The organism is Marinobacterium sp. xm-g-48 (genome assembly GCF_013282925.1).
Lineage (GTDB): Bacteria > Pseudomonadota > Gammaproteobacteria > Pseudomonadales > Balneatricaceae > Marinobacterium_E.
Genome location: NZ_WBYQ01000006.1, coordinates 1 through 18614 on the forward strand (window position 1 = coordinate 1; position 18614 = coordinate 18614).

An 18614-nucleotide genomic window follows, 5' to 3' on the forward strand; every position below is an offset into this window, starting at 1 on the left:
TGTAGACACTAAAAGTCCTTTGCGGACGAACGAGAGGTGTGTAAGTATCTGTATTTATTAGTGACAGTGAAGTAAATGAGTCCTGAGGCAGGCACTGAGTCAGCCTCGAGGCACCATTCTTTAAGGCCTAGTCACACGACTGGGCTTTTTTGTATGTGTCTCTAGGCCATATCTCACGGGGTATTCTGAGGCCTGCATCATTACTTCACTGTGTTTTCCCTAGTGAGCACATTAATCTTCTACTGAAATTGCTTGAGCAGTACAGGTTATGCTTTCCCAACAATTGTATGTAGTAGTCGTGCCTCGTGGTTGGTCACACTGAATACCCATTAGAGCATCAGCACCCATTTCGTATGCCCAGTACTTAGCTTGATTCACTGCATCTGTTTTAGTCGCAGCGGGGTCCCAAGTCTTATTTTTACAAGAAATGCCCTCTACAATATTCAGAATTGAATACGTCTTCCCATTAAGTTGACTCTCGTTATAAATGGGCATGGATAACACTTCTCTGCGTTGCTCTATTGGAATCTCACTAATTTTCTTTACTGGTACTAAAGGTCCTACACAACCAGTAATAGTTGTTATTGTTGTGATTAGTACAGTTGCTTTGATTTTGTTGTGCATAACAAAAGCCTACTAGATGATGACTAAAATATTAGACTAGTTCTTAGCTTGCTGGTTGTAAACTCTATTCGCTTCATCCACTTGAATAGAACACTCAGGCTGTACCCGTCCCCATAAGATTGACCAACCCGTTTCAGACTCCAGCCTCCCAACTGGTCCACAACCTCAACAGGAGCCTCGACAGCTCTTAAACGGTCTCTGAAGCTGTGTCTTAACCCATGAACTACAGCAGACTCATTTGTAACCAATTTTAGCCACTTGTTTAATGCTGCACTTGCGGAGTTGGTTTTGCAGTTTTGGTTTTCTACATACCTTGGGAAACAATATTTTGAGCACAAGTTAGTCTGCAGTATTCTTTTAGCAGCCCATAGAGAATACCCAACAAGTGGGACGACTCTTTGGCTTGATGCTGTTTTTAGTGAACGATGAGGATGAGTTTGAATTATTAAATGAGGCATCTCATTATTTAAAATAATATCTGTTTTTTCCAATCCAACTGCCTCAGCTAAGCGCATACCAGTATCACTGATGAGAGCAATAAGATGTCGCATGTCGTCATCGATTTCGATACACAAATTCTGCAGCGATTTAATTTGCTTCATCGGTATAGGTTTTCTCTTAAGAGTTACCTCATCTGATGGTAAATAGACCCCCTGAAAAGGATTATTACAGTCTAAACCCAGCTCATTAATTGCAAAGCTAACTACTGCTTTAATACAGCTGAAATTCCTCTGAACTGATGAGGCCTTAAGACCTCGTTGAAAAAACCAATCTCGTAGTTTGGCGGCATCTGATTTGGAGTACAGGTCTATGCTACGTGAGCCACGGCTCTCTATTAGATAGTTGATAGCTCTTTTGGTATGGCTAAAGAAGAGCTTACTTCTATGTTTTCCTTTTACTGATAAATATAGGTCCAAAGCATCACGGATACTTGGTAACTCAGAGGTTTGATTCGAGCCCGTTTGGGCAATTAATAAATGAGCTGCTGGAATTTCATTATTTAGTAAACGAAGGCTTAGCCAGTAATCATCAAGCTTTGAGGATAGTAACTTAGATGCAGAAGCTGCCTTAGCCTTTGATTTGGTTCTTAAGCTCTGTACAAACCGATGAGAGCAATAGTGGTGCCTCAAGTCAGCAGGTATAGCTCTTGAGAAGTAATAGATATCGCCTTTGATAAAAGTATATTGGGGGTGCTTAGATGTCTTCTGCATTGTCTACTATCATCCTGTGCTCACTAGGGAAAACACAGTGAAGTAATGATGCAGGCCTCAGAATACCCCGTGAGATATGGCCTAGAGACACATACAAAAAAGCCCAGTCGTGTGACTAGGCCTTAAAGAATGGTGCCTCGAGGCGGAATCGAACCACCGACACGAGGATTTTCAATCCTCTGCTCTACCAACTGAGCTATCGAGGCAACTCATTGGAGGCGCGTATTAAACCGAGATCTGCTTTGGGTGTCAACAGTCTGATTTAAAAAATCTTTATTTAGTGGGTACGTAGCCTTCGGCTTTTTCGAAATCTTCGCCAGCGAAGAACTTTTGCATTTCGCCTTGTAAGAATTTGCGCGATTCTGCATCCATCATGTTGAGGTGCTTTTCATTGATCAACATGGTTTGGTGATCGGTCCACTCTTGCCATGCTTTTTTAGAGATGTTGTCGAACACATCTTGGCCGATTGGGCCGGGGTAGGGTGCGCGCTCTAGGCCTTCTAGTTCTTCTTGGTACTTACGACAAAATACAGTGCGTGACATTTAACTCTCCTTGTGTGCGGCGCTGAGTGTATCAATCAGTGTCTTAACAGGCGCCGCTAAGCCAACTTCGCTAGGTTGTACGCTGTTATACCAGAGTGTGGTTCGCTCTTCCATGACGTGTTCGACTTGCAGGTAGTCTGCATTGATGACGACGGGTGTGATCTCTAGGTGGTAGTGCGAGAAGGTGTGTCTAAACGGCTCTAGGATCTCAAGTTTCTCTTGATCAATCGCCCAGTGCATCTCTATATCCCGTAGGTCTGTGACTTCTGGAAAACTCCACAGTCCACCCCATATGCCTGCCGCAGGCCGTTGCTCGAGAAGGAACTTTTCACCCTCTTTTATCAACAACATAAAGGTCTGTTTTGTGGGCTTCTCTTTTTTGGGTTTTGATCCAGGAAAATCTGTAACGCGATCTGCTTTTAGAGCTAAACAACCGTCGCTAATTGGGCAATCTGCACAACGGGGTTTGGAGCGAGTGCAGAGTGTCGCACCAAGATCCATCATCGCTTGGGTGTAGTCGGCATTGCGGCTATTCGGGGTCAATGAATCGGCATGATCCCAAAGCCGATTAGCGACTTGGGTATTGCCGGGCCAACCTTCGACAGCAAAGTATCGTGCTAAGACGCGTTTTACATTGCCATCCAGAATGGCTGCTTTGGTGCCATAAGCAATGGAACTGATCGCGGCAGCGGTTGATCGTCCTACACCTGGAAGTTGCTCGAGCAGGTGAGGGTCTTGCGGGAAGTGACCTTTAAACTCATTAACGACCATGTTGGCTGCTTTGTGCAGGTTTCTGGCGCGGGCGTAGTAACCCAGACCGGTCCAGTGATGCAAAACTTCATCAATCGGTGCTTTGGCTAAGGCTTCGACTGTGGGGAAACGCTCCATAAAGGCGTTGTAGTAAGGAATCACAGTCGCTACTTGGGTCTGCTGCAACATGATTTCAGAGATCCAAGTGTTGTATGCGCTTTTTGTCTGTTGCCAAGGGAGGTGTTTGCGACCGTGTTGATCAAACCATTTCAACACGATCGCAGAGAAGTGACTGTTATCCATTCGGTCTCTTTATTAATTACCGAACAGCCCTTTAATCAGAGATCTGGCGTCTTGGCTTTTCAGCTGTTCGCCCAATTTATCTTTAAGAGAGTCTTGTAGCTTCTCTTTGGCTTGCTGTTCGAGTGCTTCTTTTTTCTTGTCGATCTCTGCTTGCAGCTTCTCGCCAGCTACTTTCTTCAGCATGTCACCAACAAAGCGGGTATCCAGTTTGCAGAGTTTAACAGGGTCGGTGTCGAATGTGCCTCTGCAATTGACGGGGATACGGGTGCCACGCAGTGCTGGATTGATGCCACAGCTCTTCTGGAAGAGGTCCTCTTTTATGGTAAGCCCAAGGGTGTAATCCAGTGACTGTTTGGGCAGGTTAACGGTCCCGTTGGCATCTAGGTTGGCGGCATCGACACTAGCTAGAAGTTCAGGATTGGTCACAACGCCATTTTTAATAATGAAATCGCTGCTCAGGTTAGCAATCGGGGTGGTTTTGTCGACCTGGTCAGGGTTGAAGCCGAACGAAGTGATGTTCTCGATCTTTTGGCAAAGCTCTTGTGCCATATCGATCCCTTTGATTACCCCTTCTTCAGCGGTCAGTGTCATTTTGCCGTTGAGGTTTTCGATGAATGCCTTAACGGATGTCCCCTTAGTGCTCAGCGTTCCTGCTAGGTCTACTTTGGCCGAGAGTATGGGATCTTCCATAGCCAGTGCCATCAGTTGTTCAGCGGCAATGTCTTTAAACCTTGGATTGAACGTTAAGGTTGGCGCTTTGTTATCTGCTCGAATCTCGGCAGTGGCATTTAAAGAGCCACCAAAGGCTTTAGCATCTAACTGATCGACGGTCAGCACGCCCCCTTTGGTTTTGGCGCTGAGTTTTATGTCAGAAATGGTCTGCTTTTTCACGATAAGGGTATCGAGCGATAGCTGGTAAGAAGAGTTATCAGCAATGGGCAGTGATATCTCGATTGGATCTGTTGGCCAGCCTTTTTCGGAAGAACTACTATTTGCTTCAGTGTCGCTTGATGGGAGGTAGCGATCCAAATCGATGCTGTCCCCTGCTAAATTGACTTGCATGGCAAAGCTGTTCAGATCGACGGTTGTTGACCCTTTAAAGCGGCTTTCATCAAATCGTAGATCGATGTTGGAGAGAGTCAAAATCTGCTTCTCGGTATCGAATTGCAGGGCGGTTGTCAGATCGATGGCTAGATCGAGGTTGCCTTGATCTTGATTGGGCATAGAGAGCATCAGCCCAGTGATTTGAATGCTGTCCGCTTCAATTTTGCCGCCCAACAGTGCTGGGATACTAATAACGGCTCGTGCGTTTTCGAGGGTGGCCTGTTGTTGTGAGTCGTTCGTTTGTGCAGAGATGTCGCTCAGCTCCACCGCAAGCGTAGGGTAGAGCGACCAACCGATCGGGCCATTTATTGCCAGTTCAATGCCGGCTTTTTCTTTGGCTTGCTGCTCGATTTCGGCTTTGTATTCGTTGGGATCAAACAGGTAGGCCATGTAGCCTGCCAGTGCACCAACCATTAAAACAGCCAGCAATAGTAGGGCGACGATTATTCGAATAGCGACTTTCATAGTGTTTTCCAAATTAGGGATTTACATTCAGTGTAGTCGAAAATTAAAAAAAGCCAGTTAACCTGCCGTTTCCAGCGCGATTTCGCTATACTTGCGCTTTGCGCATGACTAGCGGAGAGAAACATGGCTGCACGCACAGCAAACGTATCACGCGATACGCTAGAAACTCAGATCAGTGTTGAGATCAATTTGGACGGTACCGGCGAGTTTAAAGCCGATACTGGCGTCCCTTTTCTTGAACACATGATGGACCAAATTTCGCGTCACGGCTTGATTGATATCAACGTCAAAGCGAATGGCGATACACACATCGATGATCACCACACGGTCGAAGATATCGGCATTACACTGGGCCAAGCGTTTAAGCAGGCTGTTGGTGATAAGAAAGGCATTCGTCGTTACGGCCACGCTTACGTGCCACTTGATGAGGCTTTGTCACGTGTTGTAATCGACTTTTCAGGTCGTCCAGGTCTAGAGATGCACGTCGATTTCGTGCGTGGTTCTGTGGGTGGTTTTGATGTTGATCTGTTTGGCGAATTCTTCCACGGTTTTGTGAATCACGCGGGTGTCACGCTGCACATTGATAACCTGCGCGGTAAGAACACTCACCACCAAGCGGAGACTGTATTCAAAGCCTTTGGCCGCGCTCTGCGTATGGCATTGGAGTTTGACGATCGTGCTGCTGGCATGATGCCTTCAACTAAAGGGTGTCTATAAGTTATGAGCACGATTGCCGTTATTGATTACGGTATGGGTAACCTGCACTCGGTTGCCAAAGCGCTTGAACTGGTTTCCGACGACGGCACTCAGGTCGTGTTGACGGCTGATCCACAGAAGGTTCGCGATGCGGATCGCGTCCTTCTGCCAGGTGTTGGCGCTATTCGCGATTGTGTAGCAGAGATGCGCCGTCTGGGTGTGGATCAAGAGGTGAGCGAAGCGATCAGCTCTGGAAAGCCCTTCCTAGGTATCTGTGTGGGTTACCAAGCACTGACTAACTTCTCTGAAGAGAATGGCGGTGTGGAGTGTTTAGGCGAGTTTGAAGGCCGTGTTAACTTCTTTGGTAAAGATCTTAAAGACGACAATGGCGACAAGCTCAAAGTGCCGCACATGGGTTGGAATCAGGTTCAGCAGAGCATTGATCACCCACTTTGGCAGGGCATCGAAAACGACACACGTTTCTACTTTGTGCACAGCTACTACGTTAAGTTGGCGGAACAGTCATTGGTTGCCGGTACCGCAAATTACGGTGTCGACTTTGATGTGGCTTTGGCAAAAGACAATGTCTTTGCTACGCAGTTCCACCCAGAGAAGAGCTCGAAAGCGGGCCTTCAGCTTCTAAAGAATTTTGTAAATTGGAACGGCCAAGCATAAGTCGTTCACCCATAGGAAAAGCTTCAATGTTAATTATCCCTGCGATTGATCTTAAAGACGGTAAATGTGTGCGCCTGCGTCAGGGCCGTATGGATGACTCAACCGTATTCTCTGACAACCCCGTTGATATGGCGGCAAAGTGGGTCGATGCGGGATGTCGACGTTTGCACCTTGTCGATTTGAATGGCGCGTTCGCAGGCGAGCCAGTCAATGGTGGTATCGTTCGTGAGATCGCTAAAGCATACCCTGATCTACCGATTCAGATCGGTGGCGGTATCCGTTCTGCAGAGACCATTGAAGCCTACCTAGATGCCGGCGTCTCTTACGTGATTATCGGTACTAAAGCGGTTAAAGAGCCTGAGTTTGTTACCGAGATGTGTAAAGCCTTCCCAGGCAACATCATTGTGGGTCTTGATGCGCAAGATGGCCGCGTTGCGATTGATGGTTGGGCGGAAGTGACTGATGTAATGGCGGTTGATCTGGCTAAACGTTTCCGTGATGACGGTGTCTCTTCAATTGTCTACACCGATATCGCTCGTGACGGCATGATGCAGGGCGTTAACGTAGAGGCTACCGTTGATCTGGCGGTACAGGGCGGTATTCCTGTTGTCGCTTCAGGCGGTGTCACGAACATCGACGATATCCGTGCATTGGCGGAAGTGGCTGACCAAGGCATTTTGGGTGCGATTACTGGCCGAGCTATTTATGAAGGCACACTGGATGTGGCTGAAGCACAGGCTCTTAGCGATCAGCTGACGGCTAAGTAAGGATTTATAGATGGCACTAGCGAAGCGCATTATCCCTTGTCTGGACGTCGAAAACGGACGCGTCGTTAAAGGCGTTAAGTTCCTCGATATTCGTGATGCTGGTGATCCAGTTGAGGTCGCCCGTCGATACGACGAACAGGGGGCTGATGAGATCACCTTTTTGGATATCACAGCCAGCCATGAAGGCCGTGACACGATGGTGCATACGGTTGAGCGTATGGCGTCGCAAGTGTTTATCCCGTTGACCGTTGGCGGTGGTGTTCGTACCTGTGACGATATTCGTACGCTGTTAAATGCTGGCGCTGATAAGGTCTCTATTAATACGGCAGCCGTATTTAACCCCGAGTTTGTGAAAGAGGCAGCGGATCGTTTTGGTAGTCAGTGTATTGTCGTGGCGATTGATGCAAAACGAGTCTCTGCTCCAGATGAAGAGGGCCGCTGGGAGATCTTTACCCACGGTGGCCGTAAGCCAACCGGCCTAGACGCTGTTGAATGGGCGCAAAAGATGGAAGAGCTTGGTGCAGGTGAGATTCTACTGACCTCCATGGACCAAGACGGTGTGAAAAGTGGTTATGATTTAGGCGTGACTCGAGCAGTGTCTGAAGCGGTGACCATTCCCGTCATCGCATCAGGTGGCGTTGGTAACTTAGATCATTTGGTTGATGGCTGCATCGAAGGCAAAGCCGACGCAGTGCTGGCCGCCTCTATTTTCCACTTTAACGAATACACAGTACCCGAAGCGAAAGCGTACATGCGTGAGCGCGGTATTGAAGTACGTCTTTAATCAACGGCAAAGGTAGGCATCGATGCTAGATCCCAATGAACTAGAAACTGAGATTCGTAACCTTGAGCACTGGCAGCAGGTTGCCTTCTCTGCTGCGCTGACCGAGCGTATGTTCAATAACTTCGCGCTGTTCTCCAAGTTGATGGAGTTTGGCGATTTAGATCGCATGCGCACAGTGCTTGATGGCGTATGGGGTGAATTGGCTCAAAACGGCAGCAAGCTAAACTACGACGTTCAGCTTGGCCATGTTGACGATAACCTGGTGGATCTCGATGAGTTCGACACCTTTGGTGCCATTCCTGCCCGCGATGCAATGCTGGCGCTCTACTCAACGCTGATGTGTAAGCTAGAGAAAGAGGCGAGCGACGCGGTTGCGGTATCGAACCTCTCTTACGAGACCGTATCGGCTTACATTGAGTTTGCTGAAGCGGACGATCAGATGTCTGATGAAGAGCTGATCCGCATGATCAACTCTCACGACATGATGCTGGATGAAGATGCGTTTCAGAGCGAAGTTCTGGAACAGCTAAACGGCGCTAAACAGAATGCTGCAACCATTTCAGCTCTGCGTGAACTTGGTGAAAACCAAGGCATTTCAAACATAGGGATCAGCGACGAAGAGTAATGCTTAGACTGGGTCTTATTCTTCTGATTGTTCCAAGCCTCGCACTGATGGGGGCTTACATGTACGAGCAGCACTTGATCGAGAGCTGCACGGCGACCGGTGGTTTCTACGACTATGCTCTCTCAGAGTGTGATCCACAGACAGAACAACCTTTTATTCCTTTTATGGTGCGCTACCCACTGTTGGTGAACGGCGGCATGCTGTTGAGTGTGTTGGGTCTTCTGTTAACCATCGTTGGCCTCTATAAACCCAATAAGCGAGACGTTGCGTGATTAAAAAGATCATCTGGGCTCTTATTTTAATGTCAGGCATCGGCTTCTACCTCTGGGCAGAGTTTGCCGGTGATGATTGGCTAGAAGCGTTTAACTCAGAGCGACAACAGGCGGCTGCCGAGTTCTTTGCTAAAGGTGAAGAGCAGGGTAGGGTAAAAACGGACGCAGCTTGTTTTGATGATGCTATTGGTCAGATTGCTGAGTGCTTAAGCATCTCGTGTACGGTCGATGCCGGTCAGTATCTACGCGGTTGTTGGGGCGTTGCCGAACGTGCAGAGAGCTTCTGTGATGGGGTGCCTGAGTTCCAAGAAGAGAAGACTGAAGATGAGAAAGAGTGGGCTCGTTTTGCCTGCTACGATCTGAACAGTCGCGGCGATGGCTGCCGTCTTCTGATGCGTCAAAAGCAGCAGCACTGCGCAACACAATAAGGACAATTGAATGAACTACTATTTAGCAGCGATGGAGCCCTTCCTATTCTGGGGTGGCTTGGGCATCTACATCATCTCTCTGGCCATGTATGGAACTCGCAGTGGCGATTGGAAAGCGATCATTCGCTTTTGGGAGCCGCTACTCAAACTTAACCCAACCGAGTTTCGTATCAACCGCATCGGTCTGAGCGGCATGATTCTGGCGGTTGTGATTCGAGTCTACCTAAACTTCCTAGCGTAATTCACCATGCGCACGAACTCGCCTTTCTCAGGGTTGGCCTATCTAGGCCGCGGTTTCAAAATGCTGTCGGAGCCCGGTCTTCGCGCCTTTGTATTGGTACCTTTGCTGATCAATACAGTCATCTTTGTTGGGGCGATCTATCTTCTGGTGACCAACTTCTCTGCTTGGGTTGATGCTCTAATCGCGCTCTGGTTACCTGATTGGGGTTGGTTGGATTATCTGATCTACTTCTTATGGCCTATCTTCGCACTGGTCTTGGTGCTGATGGTCTATTACGGCTTCTCGGTTGTTGCGAACTTTATAGCCGCGCCATTCAACGGTATCCTTTCAGAACGGGTTGAGCAGCGTCTGCGAGGCGATGCGATCAGCAATGAACTCAGCCTATTGCAGATGATTCCCGGCACCCTCGCGCGTGAGTTAGCTAAGTTGGCGTACTTTATTCCAAGGGTTTTGCTCTTGTTGATTCTAGGCTTTATACCGCTCATCAACCTAGCGACCCCAGTGCTTTGGTTCATCTTCAGTGCGTGGATGATGGCGATTCAGTACATCGACTACCCGATGGATAATAACGGTCTGACTTTCAAGCGAATGAAGGGGTTATTGAAAGAGCGCCGTTGGTCTGCGTTAAGTCTAGGCTCGGTGATTCAGCTTGGTATGTTGGTGCCGCTATTGAATCTGATTTTGATGCCGGCGGCCGTGATTGGTGCGACGATCTTTTGGGTGGAAGAGTATGAAGCTGATGGTGAGCAGGGGCGTTTAAAGTAAGCGCTGCTAAATCTTAACCACTCGACTTTCAGGGAAGGTCACACTGAAGCGACTACCTTCACCCGGTTTACTAGTAACTCCCAACTTAGCATTGTGCCGAACCAACACGTGTTTCACTATGGCCAGTCCAAGTCCTGTACCACCACTGTCGCGGGATCGCCCTTCATCCACTCTGTAGAAGCGTTCAGTGATTCTTGGAATGTGCTCTGCTGGTATACCGACACCGGTATCGGTCACCGAAAACAGTACACTGGTGTCGACGGATTTCAGTTTTATATCAATTACTCCGTTAGCCGGAGTATATCGGACCGCATTGAACACGAGGTTGGATAGAGCGCTGCGTACCTCGCCCTCATTACCAAGAATCTCAAAGCCTTGGTCCATTTCGAGTGAGATTTGATGCTGTTTTGGCCCTGACACCTCTTTTGCTTCTTCTGTGATCCTTTCTAGCATTTCTCTAATGAAAATGGGCTTTCGGCTCTTATTTTCTGAGCTGGTTTCCAAGCGAGAAAGGGTTAGAAGGTCAGCAATCAGAGCAGCCATACGACTGCTCTGAGACTGCATAGAGTGGATCGCTTTTTGTATCGGATTAGGAAGTTCTTGCTCTTGCAGAGTCTCTAGGTAGCCGTGAATTACTGTGATGGGAGTTCTTAGTTCGTGTGATGCATTGGCTAAGAAGGTATGACGCATAAGGCCAATTTTTTCGCTCTCAGAGATATCCCTAACAATTAGCACTTTGTCACCTTCACCAAAGGACTCTACACGGTACTCAAGAACTCTTTTTTGGTCTGCAGAGTCGGCTTTGAATGAATCAATTTGATCAGATTGAGAATAAAATTCTAAGAAGTTAGGTGCAGAAAAGACCTCCTGTACCCTTTTATGTTTCTGCTCAATGGTTATCTCTAATATCTCTTCAGCGGCATTATTCCACCACTCAATATTGTCTTGATTATCAATGATGACGATGGCGTCTTTCATGGCAGAGGTGGCTGCTTGAAACTGATCCATATCGGCATGGATCTCATCGTATTCTGCTTCCGTCTTATTCCGATAGTTGGCTATCGAGCGAACAATACGCCCCTGTTCAAAGGGTAATTTAGGATCTGGCGAGCTGAGATTTTGGTCTAGCCAAGTGACTAACTTTGCGTTCAGCAGCGAACTCAATATCGACCAAAGCAAAGAGCCAAATAATGCACCCAGTATTAGGTTGTGACTTGTAAAAAAACCGAGAACTGCACCAGCAAGAGTAAAGCTGAGAAGGCCAAGTAGTTGGCGTGCTATCGATTCGGTCACAAATCTATCCTAGAGTTTGGTTGAAAAACGGTATCCTGTACCACGAACTGTTTGGATTAAATTACCAAGGTCTGGCCCTAGTGCTTTGCGAAGACGTCGAATGTGCACATCCACTGTTCGCTCCTCCACATAGACATTCCCGCCCCAAACCATATCTAATAATTGGCCCCGGGAATAGGCTCTATCTTGATGTGTCATAAACAGATGAAGCAGTTTGAACTCTGTTGGACCTAGATTGAGCGACTGGCCGGAAGCATCCGAAACCCGATGTGAGACTGGATCTAAAATAATCCCACCGATTGAGATGGCGCCCTCATCACTCTCGGGAAGGCTTCTTCTAAGAACCGCTTTTAAGCGAGCGATCAGCTCTTTGGGTGAAAAAGGCTTAGTAATGTAATCATCTATACCCGCTTCAAGGCCCTGAATTTTATTGTCTTCATCAGCTTTCGCCGTCAGCATGATGATCGGTAGGTCTTTGGTGGTAGGGTCGCTGCGAAGGCGTTTGGCTAGCTCTATTCCGCTGGTACCAGGCATCATCCAATCGAGCAGCATCATGTCAGGCTTTTCATCAATGACCATGGCATGGGCTGTTTTTGCATCACAGGCCTCTAGTGTCTCAAAGCCGGCGAGCTCTAGTGCCATTACAATCATTTCACGAATAGCGGATTCATCATCAACGATCAGTATGCGTCTGGAACGACTCATGGTAACTCTCTCATCTGTTTCATTGACCTCATTAAATGATGCTTTCGTTACAAAAAGATGACAATGACGTTTTACAGTGCGTAATCAGCAGCTAATCCCACCAAAACAACTAGTTCAGCATAGTGATTATTTAAAAATGCTTTGAAACAGGGCATGCGTTCACGATCTTTTATCAGCCAGTGCTGGTAGATAAAGAACCCTACAGCACCTATCAGTCCAAGATAGAAATAGATTCCAAGGGATTCCAGTATTCCAATCCAAACCAGTACAGCAAGAGCAGCAATCTGTAGGCCGGCTATAGCCATGCGATCGTATTGGCCAAAAAATACAGCTGTCGATTTGATGCCTATCTTTAAATCATCATCCCGATCGACCATGGCGTACATGGTGTCATAAGCGACCGTCCATAAAATTTTAGCAAGGAAGACTAACCAGCCGACTAATGGCACTTCGCCTAAGGTTGCAGCAAAGGCCATCGGAATTCCCCAACCAAACGCCATACCCAAAACGACTTGGGGGAAGTGGGTGTAGCGCTTCATAAAGGGGTAGCTGAAGGCTAATAACAGAGCGATGGGCGATAGCAAGATCGCGGCTTTGTTCGTGAATAGCACTAAGATAAACGCGATCAGCATTAATCCGACGAACAAGCCAATGGCTTCTTTGCTAGTAATGCGGCCCGTTGGTAGCGGCCTTTCGGAGGTGCGTTTTACATGGCCATCCACTTTGCGGTCTGCAAAGTCGTTAATGACGCAGCCGGCTGAACGAGTCACCCATACCCCAAAGGTAAAGATAAACAGTAGATCCCAACTGGGTAAGCCACCTGCGGCGATCCATAAAGCCCAGAGAGTTGGCCATAACAAGAGATAGGTGCCAATCGGTTTGTCTGCTCGCATCAATTGCCATGCGGCATGGAGTTTATCTGCAGTGATCACAAGTGACTCAAGTATCTTTAAATTAAGGTGGTAGTATGAAGTGAGGGAGTGCTTAAAACAACAAAGCCACCTGAAGGTGGCTTTGTTAGAAGCAGAGTCGCAAGCTTACTCTCGAACGATCTTTTTGATCTCTTTAGTCTTCATGTGACGAACATCGGTACCGCTGACTTGGTAGATGACTTGCTCAGCCAAATTGCAGGCATGGTCACCGATTCGTTCTAGTGCACGAAGGATCCAGATTATATTTAGCACACCACTGATAGAGCGTGAGTCTTCCATCATGAAAGTGATTAAAGCTCGCATGGTCGACTGGTATTCACGATCAACATGTTTATCACTCTTGACCACTTTGTACGCTAATTCGATGTCACGATTTTCAAAAGCGATTAATACTGAGTTGAGCATGTCTGTGACCATCTCACCAATGTGGCTGACCTCATGAAGACTTTTGCTACTCGATTCATTATTTGACAGATCGATGGCCTGTTTGGCAACGCGAGAGGCTTCATCTCCGATACGCTCCAGATCAACAATGGCACGGTTGATTGACAGAACCAGCCTTAAATCAACGGCTGCTGGCTGGCGAAGCGCAATGATCTGTTCACACGCTTTATCTATCTGATTTTCGAAGCGATTGGTCTCTCGATCCAGCTCACGAGTTGATTCAGCCAGTGAGATATCTTGATTGAGCAGTGCATGCAAAGAGTCAGTGACTTGCTGCTTAACGGTTCTGCCCATCTCTAAAAATTCGGAACGAAGCCTCTCAAGCTCTTCGTTGAACTTATTTGATGTGTGTTGCGAATAGATCTCGCCACTGTCGCGCATTACAAACCCTCTTTTTAGGTCAACTAGGTCTAATTACCTTTAGTATTTCAAAAGAATGTTAGAGATTTGTGACAGTTTCGTGTCGATTTGGTTAAAGGAAAATATATCTCTAAAGGGTAGGCTTACCTTGCGATAAAACTTATGATTATCAAAGAAATAAGCTTTTTAGGCTGTTGAGATAAGCCCAATGGACACGCAATGCAGTTAATTGAAAAAGAGTTAAGTTGGTTATCGTTCAATGAACGCGTACTGCAGGAAGCTGCGGATGTAAACGTACCCATCATTGAGCGTGTCCGTTTTTTGGGTATTTACTCCAGCAATTTAGATGAGTTTTTCAGAGTTCGGGTTGCAGACTTGCACCGTCGCCTACGTCTTGAGCAACTAGGCAAGGTCGAACCCAAAGGGATGTCGGCTGAAAACCTGTTACATCTAGTGAATGAGAAGGTACAAACTCTCGCAGATCGTTTTAATGACATCCACATTGATGTCATCAAGGGACTCGCCCGTCGCAATATCTTTCTGATCAATAACGATCAGTTGAACGAGAAAGAGGGTGGCTGGTTACGGAAATACTTCCGAGATGAGGTCCTGCACCACATCACACCCATCTTAGTGAATGAGAACACCAAGCTTGCTAGCGTCATGAATGACGAAGATGCGTACCTGATGTGTGCCCTAAAAAAAGGGACTTCAGTTCAGTATGCACTTCTTGAAATTCCTTCTGATAAAACCAACCGATTTATCCAACTGCCTCGAATCAAAGGTCAGCGGCGAAAGCCAATCATCGTGCTCGATAACGCCATTCGCTATTGCGTTGACGATATCTTTGATGGTTTTATCGATTTTGACTCGACCGAAATGTTTGCCGTTAAGGTGACGCGAGATGCGGATTATGACTTAGAGCGTGATGTTGAGTTATCCCTACTAGAGAAAATGTCTCAAGGCATCAAACAGCGTGATACGAATAGGCCTGTGCGACTGGTCTATGACGAAATGATGCCTGATTACATGTTTGACTTCATGTGTGAGAATTTGGGGCTACAACCCGATGCGGAAACCACTGCGAGCGGACGTTATCGAAACTTTAAAGACTTTATTAATTTTCCAAATGTTGGTCCTCGCTATCTAGAGAACGAAAAGCTCTCGGCTCTGAATAGTCATCAATTTGATAGTGCATCGAATGTATTCGAAGCGATCTCTAAAGAGGACATTCTGCTCCACTACCCCTACTATAAATTTCGTTATTTGACTGATTTTGTGCGTGCGGCGTCGTTCGATCCCGCTGTTAAGCAGATACAGGTAACGGTTTATCGAGTAGCGAACAATAGTCAGATTCTCAAATCACTGATCGAGGCTGTTAAGAACGGTAAAAAAGTGATTGTCATTGTCGAGCTCAGTGCACGATTTGATGAAGAGGCGAATATTGAATGGGCACGTGAACTTACTGAGGCAGGGGTTGTTGTTGAGTTTGGTGTTGCCTCACTTAAGTGTCATGCAAAAATAATTCACGTCGTCCGAGAAGAGGAGGGTGAAGAGGTTGCTTATGGTTACATCAGTACCGGTAACTTGAACGAGAAAACTGCTCGAATTTACACTGATTTTGGTCTGTTTACTAAACGACCTGAGATTACAGAAGAGCTCGATAAAGTCTTTGATTTTATTATCAATCCTTACAAAAATTTCAAGTTCAAACATCTTCAAGTTAGTCCAAATTACAGCCGTGACCCAATCAATCAATTGATTGATGATGAGATTGAAGCGGCACGCAATGGCAACCGTGCCGAGATCTTTTTGAAAGTGAATAATCTAGTCGACGAAGGACTCTCTAATAAACTTTATGAAGCGAGCCAGGCGGGAGTCAAAATACGTCTAATTGTTCGCGGAATGTGTAACATTTTAGCCGGTATACCAGGCGTGAGTGACAATATCAAAATCATCAGTATTGTCGATCGCTATCTTGAGCATGCTCGTGTGTCACTGTTTTATGCTGGTGGTAAACGAAAGATGTTTTTAACTTCTGCTGACTGGATGACTCGCAACATCGACCACCGAATTGAAGTCGGTTGCCCAATTTTGGATAAAAATGTTCGTAAGCTCATTAAGGACCAGCTCGACCTACAATGGCGAGATAACACTAAGGCTAGAGCCTTAGACCCGGAGCAGGCCAATCATTATGTAACTCGTGGCAATCGTAAGAAAATACGCTCACAGATGGCGATTTACGACTACTTAAAACAGCTGGAGCGCTCTCGTGAACGACAAGCATAACTCTGAATCTGAATCACGACACTTTGCAGCGATTGATCTAGGTTCTAATAGTTTTCACATGTTGGTCGTGCGTCAACTTCACGATGATGTGCAGCCCCTTTTTAAACACAAAGAGCGTGTTCGCTTGGCTGAGGGTTTAGACGCTAAAAATAACCTCTCTGAAGAGGCTATCGAACGAGGAGTCGCAGTACTCAAGACATTTGCTGAACAACTAACGCCCTTTCCAAACTGTACTGTGCGCGTGGTCGGTACACACACCTTGCGAATTGCTAAGAATCGCAGTGAATTTCTTGCCTCTGCTAGACAAGTCTTTCCATACCCCATCGAGATTATCAGTGGTCAAGAAGAGGCTCGCCTGGTTCATTTGGGTGTTTCAAGTTCAGAGCACTTAGCGGGTAACACCTTGGTCATTGATATTGGTGGCGGGTCCACTGAGGTTGCACTCGGTCGTGAGAATAGCTTGGAGTTAGGTCGCTCTCATACTATGGGTTCGGTGAGTTTTACCGAGGCCTTCTTCAGTAAAGGCGTTGATAAGGCCTCTTATAAAAAAGCGAAGCTCTATGCGCAACAGCAGCTGGAACGCTTTTCTGCCCTCTTTGCATCCATCGGTTGGAATCAAGTCCGGTGTACTTCAGGTTCAGCACAAGCGATAGCGACAGCCAGTGAAAACTTGGGCTATGATCCGAAAGAGATTTCCGCTAAATCGATAAAAGCCTTACGTAAATTAGTCGTCAAAAATGAGTTATCCAGTAAAGTTGTAAAAGGCATTAGTGAGCAACGATTGCAGATTTTCGCTGGTGGTTTGGCGATTCTAGATGCCGTTTTCTCTAGCCTCGAGATTGAGCAAGCCAAGTTTTCCTCTGGTGCGTTACGTGAAGGTTTGCTGGGAGAGTTTACGGCGTCATCGGGTGATCAGCAGGATACTAGAACGCGTGCGATTCGCTCATTGATGGCACGTTACCACGTTGATACCAAGCATGCGGAGCGAGTCAGTGATACCGCAACGAAACTTTGGCGGCAGTTAGCTCCAGAATTACGACTTCCGGTTTTTACTCGTCGTTACCTGCAATATGCGGCACTGACACATGAGGTAGGACTCAACCTAAATTCAAGTGGTTTGCAGAAGCATTCAGCCTATATTTTAGAGCATTCAAACCTAGCCGGTTTTAGTTTCGACCAGCAAAAGCTGGTCGCGCTAATGGTTCGATTGCATCGTAAAAAGATTAAAAAGTCCCTAGTGACCAACCTTGGCATGCTATCCAAAAAACATGCCATCGCGTTGATTCTGATTTTACGTATCTCTGTTATCTGGCACCTAAGTCGAAGCAGCGAGTACCCTGAAGTACCTAAAATTGAATTCGATGGCGAACGACTCACCCTCTCATTAGATGCAGAGGTCAGTGATGAATATCCACTCCTGATTGCGGATCTGGAGCGGGAAGAGTCTTTCTGTAAACAGTACGGCATCGATATGCGAATTGAATTTCTGCTCTAACCAAAACGGCCTGTAATGTAATCCTGCGTTAGCTGGTGTGATGGGTTGGTGAAGATCTGTTCAGTATTACCCACCTCAATCAGATCACCCAGGTGGAAGTAGGCTGTACGATCAGAGACACGCGCTGCCTGTTGCATTGAGTGCGTGACGATAACGATGGTGTACTGACTTTTAAGCTCTTCGATCAACTCTTCAACCTTTGCTGTCGCAATAGGGTCCAGTGCGGAACAAGGCTCATCCATAAGAATGACCTCTGGGCTTACCGCAATAGCGCGTGCGATGCATAGACGCTGCTGTTGACCGCCCGATAGGCCTGTACCCGGTTGATCTAGACGATCTTTAACTTCGTTCCAAAGGCCCGCTTTCTCTAGTGCTGACTCTACGATGTCGTCCAATTCACTTTTGCTTTTCGTTAAGCCATGAATACGAGGACCGTAAGCAATGTTGTCGTAGATCGATTTAGGGAATGGGTTTGGCTTTTGGAAAACCATGCCGACACGCGCACGAAGTGGTACAACGTCCACGGATGGCGCGTAAATATCCTGGCCATCCAATGCGATAGTACCCTCTACTCGACAGATATCGATGGTATCGTTCATACGGTTCAAGGTACGAAGGAAGGTTGATTTACCACAGCCGGATGGGCCGATGAAAGCAATGACTTCCTGCTCACCAATATCGATGGTGACATCATTGATGGCATGTTTGTCGCCGTAGTAAACGTCAACATTACGAGCAGTCATGCGCGGGTTTTCAACAAACACATTACCCGTCGTTTTGATATTACTGTTTTCCATCTTCTTGTCCGTTGAATTGTTTAAGTCTTTAGATTCGTTCATTTTT

General features: G+C 46.8%; 21 protein-coding genes and 1 tRNA gene. 11 read left to right on the forward strand and 11 right to left on the reverse strand.

Going from position 1 to position 18614, the window contains the following annotated elements:
- Nucleotides 1-231: 231 nt before the first annotated feature.
- From XMG48_RS09425 to XMG48_RS09450, 6 genes are all read right to left on the reverse strand, one after another.
- Nucleotides 232-624 carry a hypothetical protein gene (locus tag XMG48_RS09425; protein WP_173481820.1) on the reverse strand — a complete coding sequence of 131 codons (393 nt, stop codon included), beginning with the start codon at nucleotides 622-624 and terminating at the stop codon, nucleotides 232-234.
- 23 nt (nucleotides 625-647) lie between these two features.
- Nucleotides 648-1835 carry a tyrosine-type recombinase/integrase gene (locus XMG48_RS09430; RefSeq protein WP_173481821.1) on the reverse strand — a complete coding sequence of 396 codons (1188 nt, stop codon included), beginning with the start codon at nucleotides 1833-1835 and terminating at the stop codon, nucleotides 648-650.
- Between the two features lie 130 nt (nucleotides 1836-1965).
- Nucleotides 1966-2041: transfer RNA gene (locus XMG48_RS09435), tRNA-Phe, on the reverse strand.
- A gap of 67 nt (nucleotides 2042-2108) precedes the next feature.
- On the reverse strand, nucleotides 2109-2378 hold the full coding sequence (locus tag XMG48_RS09440; protein WP_173481822.1) for an oxidative damage protection protein: 270 nt from the start codon (nucleotides 2376-2378) through the stop codon (nucleotides 2109-2111).
- Nucleotides 2379-3431: an A/G-specific adenine glycosylase gene (gene mutY / locus XMG48_RS09445; protein ID WP_173481823.1), complete on the reverse strand. Its 1053-nt coding sequence runs from the start codon at nucleotides 3429-3431 to the stop codon at nucleotides 2379-2381.
- Nucleotides 3432-3443: 12 nt separating this feature from the next.
- A complete protein-coding gene (locus XMG48_RS09450; protein WP_173481824.1) occupies nucleotides 3444-5000 on the reverse strand; it encodes an AsmA family protein in 1557 nt (518 codons plus the stop codon).
- A gap of 123 nt (nucleotides 5001-5123) precedes the next feature.
- On the opposite strand from XMG48_RS09450, the gene hisB reads away from it, so the two are divergent.
- Genes hisB through cysZ form a run of 9 tightly spaced genes read left to right on the forward strand, consistent with a single transcriptional unit; the run spans nucleotide 5124 to nucleotide 10253 of the window.
- Nucleotides 5124-5717: an imidazoleglycerol-phosphate dehydratase HisB gene (hisB, locus tag XMG48_RS09455; protein WP_173481825.1), complete on the forward strand. Its 594-nt coding sequence runs from the start codon at nucleotides 5124-5126 to the stop codon at nucleotides 5715-5717.
- Nucleotides 5718-5720: 3 nt separating this feature from the next.
- Nucleotides 5721-6371, forward strand: coding sequence for an imidazole glycerol phosphate synthase subunit HisH (hisH, locus tag XMG48_RS09460; RefSeq protein WP_173481826.1), 651 nt, complete (start codon nucleotides 5721-5723; stop codon nucleotides 6369-6371).
- A 26-nt stretch (nucleotides 6372-6397) separates the two neighbouring features.
- On the forward strand, nucleotides 6398-7138 hold the full coding sequence (gene hisA / locus XMG48_RS09465; RefSeq protein WP_173481827.1) for a 1-(5-phosphoribosyl)-5-[(5-phosphoribosylamino)methylideneamino]imidazole-4-carboxamide isomerase: 741 nt from the start codon (nucleotides 6398-6400) through the stop codon (nucleotides 7136-7138).
- Between the two features lie 10 nt (nucleotides 7139-7148).
- Complete coding sequence (gene hisF / locus XMG48_RS09470) at nucleotides 7149-7922, forward strand: imidazole glycerol phosphate synthase subunit HisF (RefSeq protein WP_173481828.1); 774 nt, start codon at nucleotides 7149-7151, stop codon at nucleotides 7920-7922.
- A gap of 22 nt (nucleotides 7923-7944) precedes the next feature.
- Nucleotides 7945-8547 carry a DUF416 family protein gene (locus XMG48_RS09475; protein WP_173481829.1) on the forward strand — a complete coding sequence of 201 codons (603 nt, stop codon included), beginning with the start codon at nucleotides 7945-7947 and terminating at the stop codon, nucleotides 8545-8547.
- On the forward strand, nucleotides 8547-8819 hold the full coding sequence (locus XMG48_RS09480) for a hypothetical protein (RefSeq protein ID WP_173481830.1): 273 nt from the start codon (nucleotides 8547-8549) through the stop codon (nucleotides 8817-8819). The genes XMG48_RS09475 and XMG48_RS09480 overlap by 1 nt, the downstream gene beginning before the upstream one ends.
- A complete protein-coding gene (locus tag XMG48_RS09485) occupies nucleotides 8816-9247 on the forward strand; it encodes a hypothetical protein (RefSeq protein WP_173481831.1) in 432 nt (143 codons plus the stop codon). Before XMG48_RS09480 ends, XMG48_RS09485 begins: the two co-directional genes overlap by 4 nt.
- Before the next feature lie 10 nt (nucleotides 9248-9257).
- Entirely contained in the window at nucleotides 9258-9488 is a 231-nt protein-coding gene (locus XMG48_RS09490; protein ID WP_173481832.1) for a hypothetical protein, read from the forward strand.
- A 6-nt stretch (nucleotides 9489-9494) separates the two neighbouring features.
- A complete protein-coding gene (gene cysZ / locus XMG48_RS09495) occupies nucleotides 9495-10253 on the forward strand; it encodes a sulfate transporter CysZ (protein ID WP_173481833.1) in 759 nt (252 codons plus the stop codon).
- A 6-nt stretch (nucleotides 10254-10259) separates the two neighbouring features.
- On the opposite strand, the gene phoR is transcribed toward cysZ, so the two are convergent.
- The 4 genes from phoR to phoU all read right to left on the reverse strand — a co-directional run bounded on the left by phoR (nucleotide 10260) and on the right by phoU (nucleotide 14008).
- Nucleotides 10260-11546, reverse strand: a complete 1287-nt coding sequence (gene phoR, locus XMG48_RS09500; protein WP_173481834.1) for a phosphate regulon sensor histidine kinase PhoR — start codon at nucleotides 11544-11546, stop codon at nucleotides 10260-10262.
- A gap of 9 nt (nucleotides 11547-11555) precedes the next feature.
- Complete coding sequence (gene phoB / locus XMG48_RS09505; RefSeq protein WP_173481835.1) at nucleotides 11556-12251, reverse strand: phosphate regulon transcriptional regulator PhoB; 696 nt, start codon at nucleotides 12249-12251, stop codon at nucleotides 11556-11558.
- A 71-nt stretch (nucleotides 12252-12322) separates the two neighbouring features.
- The gene (ubiA, locus tag XMG48_RS09510; protein WP_371731468.1) at nucleotides 12323-13183 is read right to left on the reverse strand and encodes a 4-hydroxybenzoate octaprenyltransferase; all 861 of its coding nucleotides are present in this window, start codon (nucleotides 13181-13183) and stop codon (nucleotides 12323-12325) included.
- 105 nt (nucleotides 13184-13288) lie between these two features.
- Nucleotides 13289-14008: a phosphate signaling complex protein PhoU gene (gene phoU, locus XMG48_RS09515; protein WP_173481836.1), complete on the reverse strand. Its 720-nt coding sequence runs from the start codon at nucleotides 14006-14008 to the stop codon at nucleotides 13289-13291.
- A 198-nt stretch (nucleotides 14009-14206) separates the two neighbouring features.
- On the opposite strand from phoU, the gene ppk1 reads away from it, so the two are divergent.
- Together ppk1 and XMG48_RS09525 are read left to right on the forward strand one after the other, a co-directional pair.
- Nucleotides 14207-16276, forward strand: a complete 2070-nt coding sequence (gene ppk1 / locus XMG48_RS09520) for a polyphosphate kinase 1 (protein WP_173481837.1) — start codon at nucleotides 14207-14209, stop codon at nucleotides 16274-16276.
- On the forward strand, nucleotides 16260-17771 hold the full coding sequence (locus tag XMG48_RS09525) for an exopolyphosphatase (protein WP_173481838.1): 1512 nt from the start codon (nucleotides 16260-16262) through the stop codon (nucleotides 17769-17771). Before ppk1 ends, XMG48_RS09525 begins: the two co-directional genes overlap by 17 nt.
- On the opposite strand, the gene pstB is transcribed toward XMG48_RS09525, so the two are convergent.
- Nucleotides 17768-18610, reverse strand: coding sequence for a phosphate ABC transporter ATP-binding protein PstB (gene pstB, locus XMG48_RS09530; protein ID WP_173481839.1), 843 nt, complete (start codon nucleotides 18608-18610; stop codon nucleotides 17768-17770). The genes XMG48_RS09525 and pstB overlap by 4 nt on opposite strands.
- Nucleotides 18611-18614 lie beyond the last annotated feature (4 nt).